General features: G+C 41.0%; 21 protein-coding genes and 1 pseudogene. 21 read left to right on the top strand and 1 reads right to left on the bottom strand.

Annotated features, from left to right (window positions below):
- The first annotated feature begins 33 nt into the window (after positions 1-33).
- From tyrP to FFM66_RS06630, 13 genes are all read left to right on the top strand, one after another.
- Positions 34-1476, top strand: a complete 1443-nt coding sequence (gene tyrP / locus FFM66_RS06690; RefSeq protein ID WP_048604632.1) for a tyrosine-tyramine antiporter — start codon at positions 34-36, stop codon at positions 1474-1476.
- Between the two features lie 71 nt (positions 1477-1547).
- On the top strand, positions 1548-2930 hold the full coding sequence (gene nhaC / locus FFM66_RS06685) for a Na+/H+ antiporter NhaC (protein ID WP_137605407.1): 1383 nt from the start codon (positions 1548-1550) through the stop codon (positions 2928-2930).
- Between the two features lie 273 nt (positions 2931-3203).
- On the top strand, positions 3204-4601 hold the full coding sequence (gene mnmE / locus FFM66_RS06680; RefSeq protein WP_137605406.1) for a tRNA uridine-5-carboxymethylaminomethyl(34) synthesis GTPase MnmE: 1398 nt from the start codon (positions 3204-3206) through the stop codon (positions 4599-4601).
- Between the two features lie 50 nt (positions 4602-4651).
- A complete protein-coding gene (gene mnmG, locus FFM66_RS06675; protein ID WP_137605405.1) occupies positions 4652-6553 on the top strand; it encodes a tRNA uridine-5-carboxymethylaminomethyl(34) synthesis enzyme MnmG in 1902 nt (633 codons plus the stop codon).
- 200 nt (positions 6554-6753) lie between these two features.
- Positions 6754-7311: a GNAT family N-acetyltransferase gene (locus FFM66_RS06670; RefSeq protein ID WP_137605404.1), complete on the top strand. Its 558-nt coding sequence runs from the start codon at positions 6754-6756 to the stop codon at positions 7309-7311.
- Positions 7312-7330: 19 nt separating this feature from the next.
- On the top strand, positions 7331-7777 hold the full coding sequence (locus tag FFM66_RS06665; protein WP_137605403.1) for a GNAT family N-acetyltransferase: 447 nt from the start codon (positions 7331-7333) through the stop codon (positions 7775-7777).
- A gap of 40 nt (positions 7778-7817) precedes the next feature.
- Positions 7818-8027, top strand: coding sequence for a hypothetical protein (locus tag FFM66_RS06660; protein ID WP_137605402.1), 210 nt, complete (start codon positions 7818-7820; stop codon positions 8025-8027).
- A gap of 504 nt (positions 8028-8531) precedes the next feature.
- Positions 8532-8741, top strand: coding sequence for a DUF3955 domain-containing protein (locus FFM66_RS06655; protein ID WP_137605401.1), 210 nt, complete (start codon positions 8532-8534; stop codon positions 8739-8741).
- Between the two features lie 132 nt (positions 8742-8873).
- A complete protein-coding gene (locus FFM66_RS06650) occupies positions 8874-9143 on the top strand; it encodes a hypothetical protein (RefSeq protein WP_137605400.1) in 270 nt (89 codons plus the stop codon).
- 193 nt (positions 9144-9336) lie between these two features.
- Entirely contained in the window at positions 9337-9789 is a 453-nt protein-coding gene (locus tag FFM66_RS06645; RefSeq protein ID WP_048604639.1) for a MarR family winged helix-turn-helix transcriptional regulator, read from the top strand.
- 14 nt (positions 9790-9803) lie between these two features.
- On the top strand, positions 9804-10334 hold the full coding sequence (locus FFM66_RS06640; protein WP_137605399.1) for a GNAT family N-acetyltransferase: 531 nt from the start codon (positions 9804-9806) through the stop codon (positions 10332-10334).
- Positions 10331-11041 carry a B3/B4 domain-containing protein gene (locus FFM66_RS06635; protein WP_137605398.1) on the top strand — a complete coding sequence of 237 codons (711 nt, stop codon included), beginning with the start codon at positions 10331-10333 and terminating at the stop codon, positions 11039-11041. Before FFM66_RS06640 ends, FFM66_RS06635 begins: the two co-directional genes overlap by 4 nt.
- Before the next feature lie 194 nt (positions 11042-11235).
- A complete protein-coding gene (locus FFM66_RS06630; protein ID WP_137605397.1) occupies positions 11236-11793 on the top strand; it encodes a GNAT family N-acetyltransferase in 558 nt (185 codons plus the stop codon).
- 135 nt (positions 11794-11928) lie between these two features.
- On the opposite strand, the gene FFM66_RS06625 is transcribed toward FFM66_RS06630, so the two are convergent.
- On the bottom strand, positions 11929-12543 hold the full coding sequence (locus tag FFM66_RS06625) for a hypothetical protein (RefSeq protein ID WP_147570594.1): 615 nt from the start codon (positions 12541-12543) through the stop codon (positions 11929-11931).
- A 243-nt stretch (positions 12544-12786) separates the two neighbouring features.
- Here FFM66_RS06625 and FFM66_RS06620 point away from each other — a divergent pair.
- The 8 genes and pseudogenes from FFM66_RS06620 (at position 12787) to FFM66_RS06585 (ending at position 20081) form a co-directional block, all read left to right on the top strand.
- Positions 12787-13167: pseudogene (locus FFM66_RS06620) on the top strand (HIT family protein).
- 164 nt (positions 13168-13331) lie between these two features.
- The gene (locus FFM66_RS06615; protein ID WP_048604645.1) at positions 13332-15224 is read left to right on the top strand and encodes a heavy metal translocating P-type ATPase; all 1893 of its coding nucleotides are present in this window, start codon (positions 13332-13334) and stop codon (positions 15222-15224) included.
- A 186-nt stretch (positions 15225-15410) separates the two neighbouring features.
- Positions 15411-15626, top strand: a complete 216-nt coding sequence (locus FFM66_RS06610; RefSeq protein ID WP_048605317.1) for a hypothetical protein — start codon at positions 15411-15413, stop codon at positions 15624-15626.
- A complete protein-coding gene (locus tag FFM66_RS06605) occupies positions 15613-16566 on the top strand; it encodes an SPFH domain-containing protein (RefSeq protein ID WP_048604646.1) in 954 nt (317 codons plus the stop codon). The genes FFM66_RS06610 and FFM66_RS06605 overlap by 14 nt, the downstream gene beginning before the upstream one ends.
- Before the next feature lie 224 nt (positions 16567-16790).
- A complete protein-coding gene (locus FFM66_RS06600) occupies positions 16791-17435 on the top strand; it encodes a FusB/FusC family EF-G-binding protein (RefSeq protein WP_137605395.1) in 645 nt (214 codons plus the stop codon).
- Between the two features lie 206 nt (positions 17436-17641).
- Positions 17642-18358 carry a 16S rRNA (guanine(527)-N(7))-methyltransferase RsmG gene (rsmG, locus tag FFM66_RS06595; protein ID WP_048604651.1) on the top strand — a complete coding sequence of 239 codons (717 nt, stop codon included), beginning with the start codon at positions 17642-17644 and terminating at the stop codon, positions 18356-18358.
- An 81-nt stretch (positions 18359-18439) separates the two neighbouring features.
- Complete coding sequence (locus FFM66_RS06590) at positions 18440-19204, top strand: ParA family protein (protein WP_048604652.1); 765 nt, start codon at positions 18440-18442, stop codon at positions 19202-19204.
- Positions 19194-20081 (top strand): ParB/RepB/Spo0J family partition protein, encoded by an 888-nt coding sequence (locus FFM66_RS06585; RefSeq protein ID WP_048604653.1) that lies wholly within the window; start codon positions 19194-19196, stop codon positions 20079-20081. Before FFM66_RS06590 ends, FFM66_RS06585 begins: the two co-directional genes overlap by 11 nt.
- The last annotated feature ends 118 nt before the right edge of the window (positions 20082-20199 follow it).

Raw genomic sequence — 20199 nt, 5'->3', positions numbered from 1 at the left:
TGCAGCCTCCTATTTTCTAGGAGGATGTCAACAGTGAGTCAATCATCTATCAATAAAATCGGTCTAGGTACCTTTATCGGGTTAACGATGGCCTTATGTGCAACAGTCCGCAGTATACCGACTCTCGCAGCAGTCGGGTGGACATTGATTTTCTACTCTATTTTTGCTGTGTTATTTTTTGCTGGTCCTATCTCCATGATTTCCGGCGAACTTTCTACGATGCTGCCACAAGAAGGTGGTCCACAATTGTGGGTGAAAACAGCATTAGGCAGCAAATGGGGATTTGTTGTTGCATGGTTGCTTTGGGTGCAAATGTTCCCCGGAATGGTCATGGTCGCTTCAACATTAGGCCCTTTGCTGGGCAATACAATCGGCAACCAAGAACTTGGAAACAATCATTGGTTTGTTTTAGCAAGTATTCTAGTTATTTATTGGATTATTACAGTACTGAATTTAAAATTTGATATGGCAAAAGTCGGCGGGAATATTGGTGTTTGGCTGGGGGTTTATATTCCAGTTGCAGTAATGTTTATTCTCGGTCTGTTCTCCGCATTTAAAGTAGGTCTGGTTTCTAACGGTTATCTTGGCGCATTTTCTTGGTCGAAGGTTCTTCCAGATTTACAACATATGGATTCATTGAAATATTTAGCCGGTATCACCTTTATTTTTGTCGGAATCGAAATGAGCTCGGTCTATATGCCAAGATTAAAAGATTCCACGAAAAACTACACGAAGGGCGTTTTTGCCGCTTTAATCGGTTTGGTATTGTTGAATGTGATCAATGCTTTGCTAGTAGCAAATGTCGTACCAAATGGCAAAATGGAACTAGCAAATATTACGCAACCCATCTTGATTTATTGTAAAATTTTAGGTTTGCCAACGATTATCGGCAATATTTTTAGTTTCATGGTCTTTCTTGGTGTTTTGCTACAACTCTCTGCATGGGTCACAGGTCCATCAAAAACCATCATCCAAGTGGCACGAGAAGGCTTTTTACCACCTAAATTCGGCTTTCATAAAGAAAACAAATATGGCGTATCAAAAAATGTCGTATTGACGCAATCTGTTGTAATTTCGTTGTTTGCACTGCTTTATGGAGTAATGGATGATGTCAGCGAAGTTTTTCTGACATTGACCAATGCCACCACCATCATTTATTGTATCGTGTATGTTTTGATTGCCATTTCATTACTGGAAATGCGCCGTCAACAACCAGATTTGGCTCGTCCTTATCGTATCGGTAAAACCGGCAATACGATGGCGTGGATCGTCAGCTGTATGCTGCTCTTTTCAATCGTGGTAGTCGCTTTTGCAACGTTAGGCACAGCGACACTGCAAAATGCTTTACTGGTTGCGATCATTGCCATCGTGATGTTCGTTATTCCATTGATAATCAACGGCTTCAAGAAACAGTCTTGGCAATCCGATGTAGAAAAATCGACAGAGGATTACTCAAAGGTTTCTCATAGTCACTAAAAAATACGACAAGGTCCTGCTTGAAAAAAGTTCAGCGGCCTTGTCGTTTTCAATGGAAGGAGGACATCAAATTGAAAAAGAATCATACCATCAAAGAGAGCGTTATTTTGCTTTTCTTAATGCTGGCTATACTAGGTATTTCTATTATCGGCTTTCATCTGACTCCCCATATCCCGATTTTGGTCGTTTTCATGTTGTTGTTATTTTACGGACGGTTTCGCGGGTATAGTTGGGATGAGATTCATGGGGGAATTACGAAAGGAATCACGCCGGGAATCATTCCCATCATTATCTTTATGTTAATCGGTGTGTTAGTAGCTTCTTGGATTTTAGCTGGAACAATCCCAACGATTATGGTCTACGGTTTTCAATTGATCTCTGTACGTTTCTTTATCCCAACAGTCTTTGTTGTTTGCGGAATTGTGGGCGTCACTGTCGGCAGCTCCTTTACAACGATTTCTACCATCGGCATTGCTTTTTTGGGGATTGGACACATTCTGGGGTTCAATGATGCGCTGACAGCAGGAGCGATTGTTTCCGGTGCTTTTTTAGGAAATAATGTTTCTCCATTGTCAGATACCACCAACTTGGCTGCCGGAATCGGTCACGTCAATTTATTTGAACATATCGCAAATATGCGGTTTACTGATTTGCCAGCGTTTCTTTTGAGTGTGGTCCTTTATATAGTCTTAGGACACACTAGCCATACAGCCAATTTGGCAAGTGTAGATCAGATGATCCACACGATTCAGACTAATTTCTGGATTTCACCATGGACGATGATTCCACTGCTGATTTTATTTTTTGGAGCAATCAAAAAAATTCCCGCAATTCCTACATTGTTGTTGGGATCGACTTCAGCGGTGGTATTATCTTTTATTCACAATCCGCAACTCACGGTTACTAAAACAGCCAATATTTTGATGAATGGATTTATCGCCCATACGTCAGATGCCAAGCTGGATGCGTTGTTTTCCCGTGGTGGTATCGTCAGCATGCTCAGTTCCGTCAGTTTGATTCTTTTGGCGCTGGCTTTAGGCGGTTTGTTGTTGGAATATCAAATCGTAGCGACACTTATTGATAAATTAAAAAAAGCGATGGATCGTCCTTCTCGTTTGATTGGGTTTACTGCTATCAGCAGTATCGGTATCAATGTAATCGTCGGTGAACAATATTTGTCGATTATTTTGCCGGGAGAAACGTTCAAGCATTCTTTTGAAGAAGCCGATCTGGAGGGGAAATATCTGTCCCGAACCATTGCGGATGCGGGAGCGGCAGTTAACGCCCTGATTCCGTGGGGAGTCAGTGGAACCTTTATTATGGGCACGTTGAAAGTTGGTGCGGTTCAGTACCTGCCTTTTGCATTTTTCCCATTACTGGCACCAATTTTGACTATATTTACTGGATTTTTGTTAAATCAACGGCGAACCAATCCTCATATGGTGGGGAAATAGGAAGCCAATAAAGTAAAGAAACAATCAGCTTTTGTTTCCGTCAGTTTGACTGCAAAAGCTGATTGTTGTACATAAGGATACAGAAAGCTTCTATAATAAAGGAATAAACTAAGAAATAAAGAATGATGCAATTTTTTTCGACAAACTTGCATAACCCTTGAAATTATGCTAATCTATGACCAGAATTTAATCAGACAAGCAGTCAAAGTGCAGAGTCTACCCTGTTTTCTCAAAGGGTGGAGTAGGCACTTTTTTTGTGCGAAGGAGAAGAAAATGGCTGAAATTACGAAAGAATTTGATACGATCGCCGCAATTTCGACACCGCCGGGAGAAGGTGCTATCAGCATCGTACGTTTAAGCGGAGAGGATGCCATCAAGATTGCCGGTGAGGTCTATCGTTCTGGCAGCAAACACCTGCAAGACGTGGCAACGCATACGATTCATTATGGACATATCGTTGATCCGCAAAATGACCAGCTTTTAGATGAAGTGATGGTTTCCGTGATGCGGGCACCCAAAACCTTTACGCGAGAAGATGTGGTTGAGATTAATTGTCACGGCGGAATCGTTGTGGTGAATCAAATGTTGCAGCTCTTATTGCGGCAGGGTGCTCGGTTAGCCGAACCGGGAGAATTTACCAAGCGGGCCTTTTTAAATGGTCGTGTCGACCTGTCACAGGCAGAAGCGGTGATGGATCTGATTCGAGCAAAGACCGATAAAGCAATGAATTTGGCGTTGAATCAATTGGATGGCAATCTTTCTCATTTGATTCGAGCTTTGCGGCAGGAAATTCTGGAAACTTTGGCACAAGTTGAAGTAAATATCGACTATCCCGAATATGATGATGTGGAGGAACTGACCACTAAACTATTACAGGAAAAAGCAACTCAAGTTCAAGGACAAATTCAGGAATTATTAGTGACCGCCCAACAAGGAAAAATTTTGCGGGAGGGACTCAGCACAGCTATTATTGGTCGACCGAACGTCGGAAAATCAAGTTTATTGAATTTACTTTTAAAGGAAGAAAAGGCAATCGTCACGGATATTGAAGGAACGACCCGTGATGTCATCGAAGAATACGTTAATGTTCGCGGTGTGCCATTGAAACTGGTGGATACGGCAGGCATTCGTGAGACACAAGATCAAGTGGAAAAAATCGGAGTGGAACGCAGCAAAAAAGCCTTGAAGGAGGCAGATCTGGTTTTATTGGTCTTGAATCAAAGCGAGGTACTGACCAAAGAAGATCGAGAATTACTGACACTGACGCAAGCAAGCAAACGCATTATTTTGCTGAATAAAACCGATTTGCCAAGTCAGCTAGATGCTGCGGAATTGGCTAAATATACAGAATCAGATACCATCTTGACCATTTCCGTTATTGAAAATACTGGCTTAGATCAATTAGAGCAAGCCATCGCTTCGTTATTTTTTGCCGGACAGACCGGGGATAAGGATGCTTCTTATGTTTCCAACACACGTCATATCGCATTGCTGGAAAAAGCCAGTCAAGCTCTTGGCGAAGTCAGCAGCGGAATTGCTCTGGGAATGCCGGTGGACTTGGTGCAGATCGACATGACCCGTTGTTGGGATTATTTGGGAGAAATCGTCGGGGATAGTGTACAAGACGAGTTGATTACCCAATTATTCAGTCAATTTTGTTTAGGAAAATAGTCGCAAAAAACGATAAAACAGTTCACCCAAAAAAGGAGCAAAAGAAATTTATGGAATATCAAGCAGAAACCTATGATGTCATCGTTGTCGGTGCTGGACATGCCGGTTCAGAAGCAGCACTGGCAAATGCGCGCATGGGCAACAAGACCTTGCTGTTAACGATCAATTTGGATATGGTGGCGTTCATGCCCTGCAATCCGTCAGTCGGTGGTCCAGCCAAAGGAGTCGTCGTACGGGAAATCGATGCTCTTGGCGGCGAAATGGGTAAAAATATCGACAAGACCTATATCCAAATGCGGATGCTGAATACGGGAAAAGGTCCAGCGGTTCGCGCATTGCGGGCACAAGCGGACAAGCATGCCTACGCAACAGAAATGAAACATACGATTGAAAAAGAAGAAAATTTGACGCTACGTCAAGGAATGGCAGAAAAGCTAATCGTAGAAGAAGGTGTCTGTAAAGGGGTCATCACCAATACCGGTGCTCGTTATGGAGCAAAAGCGGTGGTAATCACTGCAGGAACCGCTTTGCGGGGAGAAATCATTATCGGAGAATTGAAATATTCTTCCGGTCCCAATAATTCACAACCATCTGTTGGTTTAGCCAATAGTTTGAAGGAATTGGGCTTTGAGATTGCCCGTTTTAAAACGGGTACGCCACCACGGGTAAAATCCAGCTCGATCGATTACAGCGTGACCGAGATTCAGCCAGGTGACAAAGAACCTAATCATTTTAGTTACAGCACTCCAGACAGTGCCTACAAAACCGATCAAGAGCCTTGCTGGTTGACTTATACCGGGCAAAAAACCCATGAAATCATCCAAGCCAATTTGCATCGGGCACCAATGTTTACTGGTATCGTTGAAGGAGTAGGCGCTAGATACTGCCCTTCCATCGAAGACAAGATCGTCCGTTTTGCAGATAAACCCCGCCATCAGTTATTTTTAGAACCAGAAGGCTTGAATACGGAAGAAGTATATGTGCAAGGACTTTCTACCTCGATGCCGGAGGATGTTCAAGTGGAAATGTTGCGGTCAATCGCCGGATTGGAAAAAGTAGAAATGATGCGAACCGGTTATGCCATCGAATATGATGTCGTGGTTCCTCATCAATTACGCCCAACATTAGAAACCAAATTGATTGAAAATCTTTATACTGCTGGACAAACCAATGGTACCAGCGGCTATGAAGAAGCGGCTGGACAAGGTCTGATTGCCGGAATCAACGCCGGTTTGAAGGTACAAGGCAAAGACCCAATGATTTTAAAGCGCAGCGATGGCTACATCGGTGTGATGATTGATGACTTGGTGACGAAAGGAACCAATGAACCGTATCGTTTATTGACTTCCCGTGCAGAATATCGCTTGATTTTGCGCCATGACAATGCTGATTTACGTCTAACAGAAATGGGGCATCGAATCGGGTTAGTCAGAGAACCGCAATATCAAACGTATTTGAAGAAAAAAGCCGCTGTGGAAGCAGAAATTGCTCGTCTAGCAACCATTCGAATCAAACCAACGCCGGAGGTTCAAGCTTTTCTTGAAGCCAAAGGATCTGCCCCGCTGAAAGACGGTGTGTTGGCTAATGAATTTTTGCGCCGACCAGAAATCAGCTACCAAGAATTGATGCAATTTGTTCCTGAAAACGATGAATTGACCCACAAAGAAGTCGAACAAGTCGAAATTCAAATCAAATATGAAGGCTACATCAAAAAAGCCATGGAAAAAGTTGAAAAGTTGAAACGAATGGAAGCCAAAAAAATTCCTGAAAACATCGACTACGCTGCCATCAACGGCTTAGCGACAGAAGCCAAACAAAAACTACAAAAGATCCAACCCGAAACCATCGCTCAAGCTAGCCGAATCAGCGGCGTAAACCCCGCTGATCTAAGTATTTTGATGGTGTATATCGAACAAGGGAAGATTGCGAAGGTATCGAAGGAAACGGCTTGAGGGTAAGAAATGTCGATGTTTCATGTGAAACATTTAAAAGTGACTACCAATCCTATTTTATATAAGATAAACAAACTCATCTTTAAAAGTTCACAGGTAACTGTTGTGTCCTTTTAAAGATGAGTTTTTTGTTTTCAAGAAAATTGAACTATCGAAAATATGAAAATCTATAGTAGAATAAAATTAGCAAAGAGAAGGAGCTGCTATGGAAAAAAATTTGGCTAAAGAAAGTAGGCACTGAGGATTTAAAACCGCTATGGGAAGTCAGTTATGGACCAAAGGCGGATTTGAAATGGATGGAATTTGATGGTCCTTATTTTGAAGATTCTGTGTTAACTTGGGAAGAATTTACTACTGGCTGGGGAAAGACCGCGGTTAACGATTCACACAGAAATCTGATGTTGGTCGGCAACAAAATAGTCGGAATCGTCACAGCTTATTGGGAAGATGGAAACCTCAAACAATGGTTAGAGATAGGAATCGCAATCTATGATGCGGACTATTGGGGGAAAGGAATCGGTCATTTTGCCCTTCGTTTATGGTATCAACAGCTTTTTGAAATGTATCCATATTTGCCGCATATCGGGTTTACAACTTGGTCTGGAAATATCGGTATGCAAAAAGCCGGTGAAAAAAGTGGCATGCGAGAAGAGGGTCGTATTCGGAAGGTTCGTTTTTGGAAAAATCACTATTTCGACTCAGTAAAGTATGGAATTTTGCGAGATGAGCTATCACAATATGATTTAAATGGAGATTAAGAAAGGGACATAAACGTAAATGACAGATTTTTATTTCGTATCTGTAAATTCTTCTGAATGGGCAACACTTGCCAATACCATCAGAACTATTTCATGGACAGCCGGGGAATCTTTGTATCAAAAAATGAATACTTCCGCGTTTACCGAATGGGAAGGACTCACTGTTGGTAAAATTCATGGAGAATTAGTAGGTTTTTGCACCGTGGTGAAACAAGACTCATTGCAAACAAAGCAATATACACCCTTTATCGGCTATGTATTCGTCTTTGAAGATTATCGAGGACAGCGACTATCGCAAAAGCTCCTCACTTTTTCTGAGAACTATTTGAAAAAAATTGGTTTTGGACAGGTCTATCTTGTATCGGATGAAAAAGGATTGTATGAAAAATTCGGTTATGAGAAAATAGGTTTGGAAAAAACGATGCATGGAAACCAAGAAACAATATTTCAAAAAAAATTAAAATAAGTTTATCAGGAAAAAGACGGTAGGAAAAGGAGGAAGCCTAATGTCATTAATTCTACTCTTCACAGCGGGTCTGTTTCTCATAGTCGGAAAAAAATTCAGGCAGGGCAAGTGGCTGCGGTTAATGGCGGGCAATACCTTTAGTCCACCGGGAGAAGAAGCAAAGGAAACGGGCAAAACTATCGGGAGTATTCTCTATTTTTCTGCTTTGATATTACTGATTTTAGCTCTTTTTTCGGTAGGAAAACTTTAATTTTATTAAGTGCTTTCATTTGCGTAATAACAATGATTTAGCTATTATTTAGACAACTAATAATTGTTCGATAATGGAGGGTTTTTATGTTAGGTAATTATGATAAACTACCCAAGAATCTGCAAAAAATTTATGTAATCACAATTATCATTGCAATTGTTCTAATAGCAGCTATTTTTTTCATTTTTAACTTTTCGCAACTCATTGCATTTTCTATAGTTATCTTGATATTATCTGCGATTGACTTGTACTTCGTTCCCAAAGCAACCCGTGGGAAAAAATCATGGCTAATCAGTGATCTTTGTTATTTTATGCTATACGGACTTTTTCTCTTCTGGTTATCATGAGCAATAATTTTAGATTGGAAATCAGGATGAATGGATTCTAATCTTTTTTAGCAGAAACGCCTCACTTTTAATACCTGCATAATCGCCAACGAACATTTTTGTCATCTCAACTTTTTCTTAATTCTTTTCTGGTACTTTTGTTACAGGAGGGATTGGTATGAAAAAGTATACGTTGACGAAAACATTTACTGTACTTGGCTTCATTTTCTTTTTGGTTGCAGCGATAGTAGGGTCACGGGTAGATGCACAGGGGTATCTGATCGAACCCGCATTTTTCTGTATTCCATTGGGGTATTTTTCCTTGATTGTGGCGGGTATCTCTGCGATTATCACCTATCAAAAAAATCGATGGGCGCGATTTCACTAAGCCTTTTAATAGTAAGTGGTTTTGAAAAGGCTGTCATTTGCGGGGATTTGTTGTATAATGTAAAAAAATAACTTATAAAGAATGCGTAGAGCTTTTGAAAAAAATTCAACTAAAATTAGGGAGGTCATCAAAATGTTGGAGGAAATGAAAAAGCAGTTGGCTGAACAAAAACGCGAGAAGGCTGAAGAATTGCGGATAAAAAATGCAAAGTTGCGGGCAGAAGGCAAAGATCCTCTCAAAGGTTGGAATAGGATGGTGGATACGGGTCTTGGAGGTTTGAATAAAGGCGGGATGGCGGCAAATGGGGTCATTGATATGACGGGTGAAAATCTTGGCACAATGAATTTCTTTAGCGAAGAACAAAAAGAACTGGCGAAAGAATTAGAAAAAAAACGACACTAAAAATTCTTAAGCCTCAGTTAAGCCACCGGCGTTATATTCTATTCAACCCCAATAACCAAAACTTTTTCATTTTTCATTTCTTCCCTTTAGAAACCAGTCGGTCTAACCAGCCGGCTGGTTTTTTTGTATATATTTTTGTTGCAAATGCAATAAAAAGGTTGTATATTATTTCTACAAGGAAGAGGGGATCTGGATGACGGAAGTTTTGAGAGATATCGGTGTAATTGCCCGTGCTTTGGATTCAATCGCCAATATTGAATTCAAAGAATTTGATTTGACAAGAGGACAGTATTTATATTTGGTGCGAATTTTTGAAGATCCGGGAATCATTCAAGATAAATTGGCGGAACGGATCAAAGTAGACCGGACCACCACTGCCCGAGCGATTCAAAAATTGGAGAAAAATGGCTTTATCGAAAAGCGGGAAGACGAAAAAAACCGTAAAATCAAACGACTTTTTCCCACCGCTAAAGGCAAAGCGACTGCTCCGCTGATTCTTAAAGAAAACGCCTATTCCAATCAACGGGCTTTGTCTGGGCTGACTCCTGAAGAGGTGGCAAATTTTGCCGCAACTTTGGAAAAGGTCAGAAAAAATATTGATACCGATTGGAACGAGGTAAAAAAAGGGTATAAACGAGTGTATTGAAAAGAGGCAAAAGAATGACGACACAACTAAAAAAATGTACATTAGAGGATTTAGCGACTCTGCAACAACTTAGTATCGAAACTTTCACAGATACGTTTGGCGCATATAATACTGCCAAAGATCTACAAGATTATCTAGAGCAAGCCTACGATTCGGCAAAACTCACAGAAGAATTGCAACAGATGGATTCAGAATTTTATTTTCTTTTTTTTGAGGAACAGTTGGCGGGGTATTTAAAAATAAACACAGGAACAGCCCAAACAGAATCGATTGCCGCGAATGCTTTGGAAGTAGAACGGATTTATATTCGCACGTCTTTTAAAAGGCAGGGATTAGGACGTTATTTGCTGAAACAGGCGATTCAGTTGGCAAAGAGCAAAGGCAATCAGACAGTTTGGCTTGGGGTGTGGGAGCACAATGAAGCAGCAAAGGCTTTTTATCAGGTAATGGGCTTTGCCAAAGTTGGTGCTCATTCCTTTTATATGGGTGATGACAAACAGACAGATTGGATTATGATAAAAAATATCGAGGAGGAATCCCTATGAAAGTTAGTGTAGAACCAGAATTTTGGACACTTTTTCCCGATGCACAAGTCAACGTCCTGCATCTTAAAGGAGTAAAAAATCAGCCAGAAAATCACGCATATTTTGAAGAACTATTGAAAAACGGTGCCAAAGAAGCGCAACATTTTTTGACAGAAGAAACCTTCAGCCAAAATCCTGTTGTTGCACAATGGCGGCAAGCATTCAGTCAATTTAAAACAAAAAAAGGCGCCCGTTCCTCCATCGAAGCTCTCTTGAAGCGGGTCAACCAAGGACATGAATTTTCACCAATCAATCCGCTGGTGGATATTTACAACAGTATTTCTTTGAAATATGCCGTACCTTGTGGCGGGGAAGATCTGAAAAAAATCGCCGGTGACCTGCATTTAGGTAAAGCCATCGGTGGGGAAACTTTTTTGCCTTTAGGAGCAGAAGTGGATGCGCCGGCGTTGCCAGAAGAAATTATTTATTACGATGAAAAAGGCGCGGTATGCCGCTGTTTGAATTGGCGGGAAGCCCAACGAACCATGTTGACGGACGACACGACTGAAGCATTGTTGGTCATTGAAGCCATCAACGAAGAACAAGCACAGCGGGCAAATCAAGCAATGGATGAAATGCAGCGGTTGATGGAAAACTATTTCGGCGTTTCCGGGAGCTCACAAAAACTGACTGCTGATGCACCGGTTTTTGCAATTGAAGAAAAATAAAATCGGTTAAGCTTGTTTTAAGTTGCACCGGTTATAGTCTATTCAACCCAATAACCCAAACTTTTTTCATTTCTTCCCTTTAGAGCAGTCGGTCTAACCAGCCGGCTGTTTTTGTGTGGGCTTTTTTAAAAATGGTGTAGAAAAAAGAAATTATGCTACAATAAGTTCAATAGTATTAGAAAAGAGGAAGAAAAATGGCGTTACAAACTAAGCGAATGATTTTACGACCATGGACGACTGCGGATGGAGACAAATTATTTGAACTAGCATCAGATAATCGCGTGGGTCCGATGGCAGGCTGGCCGCCTCATATAAGCGTGGAAAATAGTCGGGAGATTATTGAAACAGTGTTATCTGATCCGCTGACCTTTGCTCTTGCCTTGAAGGAAGCACCGGAAGAAGTAATCGGAAGTATTGGTATTATGATGAATAAGGAACAAGCACGGCAGCCTTTTATGGCTTCTTCAGATGCAGAAATTGGTTACTGGCTGGGGGTTCCCTTTTGGGGGAAAGGGCTGATGCCGGAAGCAATGACAGAAATTCTGCGCTATGGCTTTGAAGAATTGACAATTCCTGTGATGTGGTGCGGTTATTATGAAGGCAATGAAAAATCAAAACGAGTGCAGGAAAAGGCTGGTTTTACATACGCCCACACGGTTTTTGATATTCCGGTGCCTTTGTTGGCGACCACCCGTACAGAACATTTTACACGTTTGACTCGGGAAGATTGGAAAAAAGACCGACAAAAATAAAAATTATGCTCATAGCATTAAGCTTGTTTTAAGTTGCACCAGTTATAGTCTATTCAACCCAATAACCCAAACTTTTTTTCATTTCTTCCCTTTAGAGCAGTCGGTCTAACCAGCCGGCTGTTTTTGTGTGGAAAATTATTCTTTGGTATTTTTATTGAATTGTTTTTTTACAGCTAAAAAGGTTCTAGCAAAAATATAAAGCAGACTTGTAAAAACTAAAAGAAAATAGCTATACCAAGAAGGAGAGAAAGTAGGGATAATATTCGCGAAAAGTCCCGATTTTTCAGCATCCATCAAGAAACGATGAAACAAAAAATTTGCACAACCTATGCCGATACTAAAGAAAAATACTGTGGCATAAACAGCCTGCAATCCGAATTCAATACCGATTCTGGGAATGCTTTGACCAAGAAGATACATCGTAAAAAATTCTTCCTTTTCCATGATTGCTAATTGTAGAAAGGTTCGTCGCAAATAACCTACAGTCGCAAACAATAAAGCTGCAGCGAGTATAAACGCCATTCCTTTAAAAATAGTGGATGCCAACAAGGGTGCTGTTTGGGCGAAGCCTATTTCTGATTGTAAATCTGTTACCATCACCCCATGCCAATGGTTTAGAAACAAACTGGCGTTAACAGCAAGAAAGGAAAAAAAAGTTAATAAAGTTGTTAGTATTCCAATACTGACTATCCCTTTTGTTCGTAAAAGACTTTTTGCAGCTTGACCGAACAAATAACATACACTAAGCAAGAAATCACCCGTCTCCCAACTTTTATTAAAAAATCGTGCATTCGTTCTAATCTGATTTATCTGTGATAGATTAATTACTTGAAGTATAGCATGGGAAGAAGACCTAGAAAATAGGAAATAAACGGATTGTAATCGTTTTTTAGGGTGGTATGATTATTTTATCAGATAAAAAATTAGTAGAGTAAATGGGAAAACTTACTGAAAATTTTAATTATGAATGGGTGAGATAAAGTGTGAGATTGTATTTTTTGTACCGCAATAATTTCGGTAATTTTAGAGAATGAAACTTGTATTGTGTTTTATGATAAGAAGCCTGTTTCTTTAGGGCATCTATTAATCATCCCTAAAGTGCATAGGATAAATTTTTTTCAACTGTCTCCACAAGAGCGAAAAAATATGAGCGAATTGTTGTTAGAAGCAAAAAAAGTGTTAGATTTCCAATATTCTCCACAAGGATATAATATTGGATTGAATTGTGGAGGAGTCGCTGGACAGACGATTTTTCATTGTCACCTGATTCCTAGATAGAAGGATGATACAGAGAATCCTGCTGGTGGGGTACGAGGTGTCATTCCAGAGAAAATGAATTATCACAGATTAGATTTTCGAAGAAACAATAATTGATTCACAACCCTCTTTGGGGAAATTAAGTTACTTTCCGTTTATCACTCTCGCTTTTTGCGGGAGTTTTTTTGTGCAAATTTTTTGAAAACTTGACAGCCATCAATTTCTTTCCACTTCTTTGGACGTACACTAGGTACATCAAATGAGTGATGGAGGAGTAAAAAATGAAATTTCAAAAATGGATTCAAGACCACAGTAACCATATTACATGGATTACCGCTGCGTTGATTGTCGTAGGTTTTGTTGGAAAATTTGCCGGGGTGATGCTACTGTATAAACTTGCATTGGCATTGGCATCAATTATCGCTGTCATCCCAATTGCAATTCACGCCTTTCAAGCGTTGAAGGCAAAAGTTATCAGTATTGAACTGTTGGTAACCATCGCGGTAGTCGGGGCGTTTATTATCGGAGAATACAATGAATCAGCCATCGTTACTTTCTTATTCTTGTTCGGGAATTTTTTGGAACAAAAAACTTTGTCAAAAACCCGTGAATCAATCAAATCGTTGACTGAAATGGCACCAACGACTGCTTTGATTGTGCAAGCGGATGGTACGACAGAAGAAGTTGAGATCGATGATGTAGAAGAAGGAGACATCGTTCTGGTCAAGACCGGCGGTGCGATTCCTGTTGATGGGGTCGTTGTTGAAGGAAAAGGGTACGCGGATGAAGCGGCCGTAACCGGTGAATCAAAAGAAGTGACGAAACAATTATCTGATGAAGTTTTTTCAGGAACTATTTTAAGTGACGGCTTTTTGAAAATCAAAGCCACTAAAGTTGGGGACGATACTACTTTTGCAAAAATCATCGAATTGGTAGAAGATGCTCAAGATACAAAATCTCATGCAGAAAAATTTATTGATCGTTTTTCACAATTTTACACGCCTGCAGTCCTACTGATTGCTTTAGCTGTCTTTCTTTTCACCCGTGATTTTAAATTAGCCATCACAGTCTTAGTATTAGGCTGCCCAGGTGCATTGGTTATCGGCGCACCAGTCTCCAACGTTGCCGGGATCGGTAATGGCGCAAAACGCGGTATTTTGGTCAAGGGTGGGGAAGCCATGGATACTTTCTCAAAAATCGATACGTTTGTCTTTGATAAAACAGGAACATTGACAAAAGGAACGACTTCCGTTTCGGCAATCAAAAGCTATGGCTCAGAGGAACAAAAATTTATTGGCTTAACTGCCAAAATTGAAACTCTTTCGGATCATCCTTTAGGTCGGGCCATCATGAGCTACGCCGACGACAAGAAAATTGCGTATCATGACTTGTCGATCAGCGACAACCAAACCATTAAAGGACAAGGGATCACCGCAAAAATCGACGGTCATACCGTTTGTGCCGGAAATGCTAAATTAATGGAAACCCACCATGTCTCATTGACCAGCCAACAACAAAAAGATTTGGTTGCTTTGCAACAAACCGGCAGCTCAATCGTAATCGTAGCCATCGACAGCAAGATTCAATTGATTATTGGTATCTCTGATATCGTTCGTCCAGAAGTTGCGGAAGAATTAGCCAACCTTAAAGCAGCTGGTGCCAAACATTTGGTTATGCTGACGGGTGACAATCAAGTTACCGCCGAATATGTCGCAAATAAATTAGGTATTGATGAAGTTCATGCTGAATTACTGCCAGATCAAAAGGTTGGATTCGTTAAACAATTCCAAAAAGAAGGTCGTCGGGTTGCTTTTGTCGGTGACGGTATCAATGATTCGCCTTCATTGGCAACTGCCGATATCGGAATTGCTATGGGCAGCGGAACAGATGTTGCTATTGAAACCTCCGATGTTGTCTTGATGCAATCAAGTTTTTCTGCATTGGTTCATGCCTACAAATTATCGAAGAAAACCGTATTGAACACACGGGAAAATGTGATCATTGCTATCAGCGTAGTTGCCTTCTTACTGATTGGACTAATGGCTGGCTTCATCTATATGGCAAGCGGAATGTTTGTCCACGAAGCAAGTATTTTAGTGGTTATCTTCAATGCTATGCGATTGATCAACTACAACAAAAAAGCCGTCCCACAATTAGTGGAAAAGACAGCGTAGAATTGGGTTAATAGGAAAGGAAAGATGGATGCAAAATTTTGCATCCATCTTTCCTTTTTTATGTTTCATGTGAAACATTTTGAGGAAACCCTCCTTCTTGCGTGAAATTTCACATAGCGGGTGTTTTTTCTGCTATAATGCGGATAAATCGTTACTTGTGGAGGCGCAGTCGTGGCAGATTATCAGATGGAAAAGACATTAGGCAAATGTTTTCGGACAACGACAGGAACGTATACCGGTATCGTTCGAGTGTACGGCAGCTGGTATGATTACAAGGTAGTCGCTGGAATTCCGGATGTAGGAGTGATGTTGGAAGTCGTCGCATATGACGCAAATCAATTGTTGGTACAGGTGAACAACTATCTTATGGAAAGTGATGTGAATTACATTGGCAATTTTTAGTATTATTATCTTGATTTTAGTTATTATCTTAGTCGTTTTTTTGGCTTCACAGATGGTAGTCATCGTGGAACAGGGAGAAGTCAAAGTTGTCGAAAGTTTTGGGAAATACGTGAAATCTTTGGAACCGGGATTGCATTTTTTGATTCCGGTTTTATACAACGTCAAAAGACGGGTTTCTTTGAAACAGATTCCGATTCAAATCGATCCGCAAAGTGTTATTACTAAGGATAATGTTATCGTTGAAATCGACGAAGCAATTAAATACCATGTAACCGATGTGCGGGCATTTGTTTATGATAACCAAAATTCTGTACTCTCAATGATTCAAGATTGTCAGTCTAATCTGCGGGGCATTATCGGGAAGATGGATTTGAATGAAGTGCTGAATGGTACGGAAGAAATCAACGTGGCACTGTACGAAAGTGTTCGGGATATTACGGCGGGTTATGGGCTGTCAATTGATCGGATTAACATTGGGGAAATTTCCGTTTCTGATGAAATCGTTAATTCTATGAATAAATTGATTACCGCCAGTCGGGATAAAGAATCACAAATCACGATTTCTGAAGGCCGCAAGCAATCAGTCATTTTGGAATCAGAAGCCAAAGCCTCTGAAATGGAGATCGATGCTGCTGCTCGGTCGAAGCAAACCAAAATCGATGCCACTGCACGGGCAGAACGTATTCATATTGATGCGCAAGCAGAAGCGGAACGTATCCGTATCGTCACAGAAGCAGAAAAACAACGGATCAAAGAAATCAATCAGGCTATCCAAGACAGTCAACTCAACGATCAAATGCTGGCTTATCTTGGAATTGAAGCTTTTAAACATGTGGTAGAAAACAATGGCAACACGGTGATTTTACCGACTAATATGACAGAGCTGGGAAATGTGCCTGCGTTAAAACAAATTTGGAATGCTGCAGATAGTAATAAATAATAAGTAACAGATGACGTATCTTTTTCTTGAAGATACGTTTTTTGTTGCATTTTTTTCAAAAACTGGCTATTATCACCTTTGTAGAAAAAACGAGGAGATAAATTATTTTAGGGGGGTGGTCATGTGATACGTTTCGTATCCTCTGCACCAAAAAGTGTCGCCTGGTAGTGTGATACTTTGGTGCATTTCTTCAAAGTATCACTGGTTTGAAGAAAGGAAAAACAATGCAACCAACAATAAAACCCAATGATTATTTTGCCGTCCAAAAACAAGTCGATCATCTGATCAATACCTATCAATCCGTTAACGATCCGAAGACGGTACAAACGATGCAGGCATTGACGATCGAAAAGATCCAACAAATTCTTGGAGAAACATCAGAAATTTTTAGGAAACTCTCGCCATTTATTTTAGACACGACCTTGACGAAAGTTCGGGCAGAACGCTTTTTTGAGGAAATAAAGGAACATGTGATTCCTTTTGCCCCACCTTCCAACAAGCAAGTGGAAAAAGTATTTCGCAAAACCAAGAAACTAAAAATCCCTGACTGGGAGAGCATGGATCTGCGGGAAAATTCATACATTGGTTGGAATGATCCTGGCAGTCAAAAGAAATTCATCCTACTTTATCAAGAGGAGCAGTTGACCGGTGTTTCTGGTCATTTGTCGCCGAATCATTTGAAAAATATTTGCAGCATTTGCAACCACACCGCGACGGTGGCGCTATTTTTAGCAACCACCAAAGAAAGCGGCGACGGCACCTATACGAAAAAAGGCAACTATATTTGTGTCGACAGCCAAGCATGTAATCAGCAGTTGTATGATTTGCAAGCGTTAGAACAATTTGTTCAGCGGGTGAAGAGAAAATAAAGATAGCTGGATGTGGGTAAACTCAACCCATATCCAGCTTTTTTCGATTGGATGGATTTCGTTCAATTTCCGTCAATAAAATTGAGTTGTTCTCAAGAACAGTCGTTAAATTTTCCCACAAACCATTGCAGAAACAGCCCATTTGCGTTAAAGTAGAGGAAGTCGTGAAACAAATATTTGTTTCACAAAAAAGAGAGGAAAACGAGATGTTACCTGAAGAATTTCAGCAACAATTGCTGCAGCAGCAGATCATTTTAAGCGACAAGCAAATGGCGCAGTTTCACCGCTACTTTGAGCTGTTAGTCGAATGGAACGAAAAAATGAATCTTACCGCTATCACGGAGCAAAAAGAAGTCTATCTCAAACATTTTTACGATTCCTTGACGTTGGCGCTGACGGCGGATTTCACGAAAGAAGTCGCCTTGTGCGATGTGGGTGCCGGAGCAGGGTTTCCAAGTATTCCTTTGAAAATCGTTTTTCCGCAACTATCGGTTACGATCGTAGATTCCCTGAACAAGCGGATCACCTTTTTAACCCATTTGGTACAGGAATTAGGCTTAGAAAATGTTCATCTGTATCATGATCGGGGAGAAACATTCGGTCAAAACAAGCAGTTTCGCGAAACTTTTGACTACGTGACGGCCCGTGCAGTGGCTCGTTTGAATGTATTGGCAGAATTATGTCTGCCCTTGGTGAAGAAAAACGGCACCTTTTTTGCCCTGAAAGCCGCAAAAAGCGACGAAGAATTAACTGAAGCCAAACCGGCGATTGCGCTGCTTGGCGGCAAGTTTATCGAGGAACGGGCGATTCCGCTGCCGATTACCGGTGACGAGCGCCATATCATTGTGATCGAAAAGAAAAAAGAAACACCTAAAAAATATCCCCGCAAACCGGGGCTGCCCAATAAACAACCAATCAAATAATGCCGTAAAAATTTTTCCGGCAAGACCAGAAGATGAGAGTGTTTTTCTGATCCATTTGACCAACTAATAGGAGGAAACTTGATGGGAAGAATTATTTCTGTCGCAAATCAAAAAGGCGGGGTCGGTAAAACGACGACTACCGTGAATCTTGGCGCTTGTCTGGCTTATGCCGGCAAAAAAATCCTGCTTGTGGATATCGATGCGCAAGGCAATGCAACAAGCGGTGTGGGTATTCGTAAACCAGATGTCGTGAAAGACGTGTATGATGTGTTGGTTAACGAAGAACCAATCAAGCATGCGATTTTACCAAGTTCTCGCGAAAATTTAGACATCGTACCGGCAACGATCCAATTAGCCGGTGCCGAAATTGAATTGACTTCCATGATGGCGCGGGAATCACGGTTAAAAACAGCATTGGAAGAAGTCAGAGACGAATATGATTTTGTATTTATCGATTGCCCGCCTTCATTGGGACATTTGACAATCAATGCGTTTACAGCCAGTGATTCGATTTTGATTCCTGTTCAATGCGAATATTATGCGCTGGAAGGTTTGAGCCAATTACTGAATACGGTGCGTTTAGTGCAAAAACATTTTAACCCAACGTTGAAAATCGAAGGGGTTTTATTGACGATGTATGATGCCCGCACGAATTTAGGAGCAGAGGTAGTGGAGGAAGTTCGCCGCTATTTCCAAGAAAAAGTTTATGACACAATCATCCCAAGAAATGTCCGTTTGTCAGAAGCGCCAAGTCATGGGTTGTCGATTGTTGATTATGATTTGCGGTCAAAAGGTGCTGAAGTGTATCAAGCTCTAGCAAAGGAAGTGTTAGCTCGTGAAAAATAAAGGCAAGGGCTTAGGTCGCGGCATCGATGCATTGTTTCAGGATTTTGCCAACTTGGAAGATGTGGATGTCAAAAAAGAAGCAGTCGTTGAGATTCCGCTGAATGAATTGCGTCCCAACCCCTATCAACCACGAAAAACATTTGACGAAGCCTCGTTACAGGAATTAGCAGCGTCCATTGCCCAATCTGGGGTTTTTCAGCCAATCATCGTGCGCAAATCAGCAGTGAAGGGCTATGAAATCATCGCAGGTGAACGTCGTTTCCGGGCGTCAAAATTGGCGGTCAAAGAAACGATTCCGGCAATTATTCGTGAGTTTGACGAAGAAGCGATGATGCAAGTCGCTGTTTTAGAAAATTTGCAGCGGGAAGATTTGAATCCTTTGGAAGAAGCTGAGGCTTACGATATGTTGATGAAAAATCTCAAGCTGACCCAAGCAGAAGTAGCCGAACGTTTAGGGAAAAGTCGCCCTTACATCGCCAATTATCTGCGACTGTTGACTTTGCCGAAGCTGGTCAAGGAAATGGTTCAAGATGAACGACTATCGATGGGACAAGCCCGTACCCTGTTAGGTTTGAAGAAAAAAGATCAAATCCTGAAGCTTGCCAATCGTTGTGTGAAGGAAAACCTGACTGTCCGTCAACTAGAACAGCTAGTGGGACAAATGAACGAAGCCAAAGAAGAAAAGAAAACGCCGCGAATCGCCAAAGTCAAACCTTATTATTTACGGGAAAGCGAAGACCGTTTGATGGATAAATTCGGTACAAGTGTCGAAATCCAAGAAAAAGACGGCAAAGGAAAGATCGAGATCGAATACCTTTCGCAAAATGACCTGACCCGCATCCTGGATATTTTGGATATCCACTTTGACGAAGCCTGATAGTGTGACTATGAACAAGAATGTCAGTTCCACTTTTATCAAGTAATCTAGTGGAATGATATGCGTCGTGAAATCGGAAGAAATTTCAGAAAAAATTTCTACCTTACTATGAACAAGA

Source organism: Enterococcus songbeiensis (genome assembly GCF_005405265.1).
Lineage (GTDB): Bacteria > Bacillota > Bacilli > Lactobacillales > Enterococcaceae > Enterococcus_C > Enterococcus_C songbeiensis.
This window is presented reverse-complemented; position numbering and strand designations above follow the sequence as displayed.

Excerpts from the sequence above, each read along its gene's own strand:
- FFM66_RS06615 (WP_048604645.1), top strand. The coding sequence starts at position 13,332 with ATGAAATTTCAAAAATGGATTCAAGACCACAGTAACCATATTACATGG.
- FFM66_RS06640 (WP_137605399.1), top strand. The coding sequence starts at position 9,804 with ATGACGACACAACTAAAAAAATGTACATTAGAGGATTTAGCGACTCTG.
- mnmG (WP_137605405.1), top strand. The coding sequence starts at position 4,652 with ATGGAATATCAAGCAGAAACCTATGATGTCATCGTTGTCGGTGCTGGA.
- FFM66_RS06665 (WP_137605403.1), top strand. The coding sequence starts at position 7,331 with ATGACAGATTTTTATTTCGTATCTGTAAATTCTTCTGAATGGGCAACA.
- FFM66_RS06635 (WP_137605398.1), top strand. The coding sequence starts at position 10,331 with ATGAAAGTTAGTGTAGAACCAGAATTTTGGACACTTTTTCCCGATGCA.
- FFM66_RS06600 (WP_137605395.1), top strand. The coding sequence starts at position 16,791 with ATGCAACCAACAATAAAACCCAATGATTATTTTGCCGTCCAAAAACAA.
- FFM66_RS06660 (WP_137605402.1), top strand. The coding sequence starts at position 7,818 with ATGTCATTAATTCTACTCTTCACAGCGGGTCTGTTTCTCATAGTCGGA.
- FFM66_RS06630 (WP_137605397.1), top strand. The coding sequence starts at position 11,236 with ATGGCGTTACAAACTAAGCGAATGATTTTACGACCATGGACGACTGCG.
- FFM66_RS06655 (WP_137605401.1), top strand. The coding sequence starts at position 8,532 with ATGAAAAAGTATACGTTGACGAAAACATTTACTGTACTTGGCTTCATT.
- FFM66_RS06645 (WP_048604639.1), top strand. The coding sequence starts at position 9,337 with ATGACGGAAGTTTTGAGAGATATCGGTGTAATTGCCCGTGCTTTGGAT.
- FFM66_RS06650 (WP_137605400.1), top strand. The coding sequence starts at position 8,874 with ATGTTGGAGGAAATGAAAAAGCAGTTGGCTGAACAAAAACGCGAGAAG.
- rsmG (WP_048604651.1), top strand. The coding sequence starts at position 17,642 with ATGTTACCTGAAGAATTTCAGCAACAATTGCTGCAGCAGCAGATCATT.
- FFM66_RS06590 (WP_048604652.1), top strand. The coding sequence starts at position 18,440 with ATGGGAAGAATTATTTCTGTCGCAAATCAAAAAGGCGGGGTCGGTAAA.
- mnmE (WP_137605406.1), top strand. The coding sequence starts at position 3,204 with ATGGCTGAAATTACGAAAGAATTTGATACGATCGCCGCAATTTCGACA.
- FFM66_RS06610 (WP_048605317.1), top strand. The coding sequence starts at position 15,411 with ATGGAAAAGACATTAGGCAAATGTTTTCGGACAACGACAGGAACGTAT.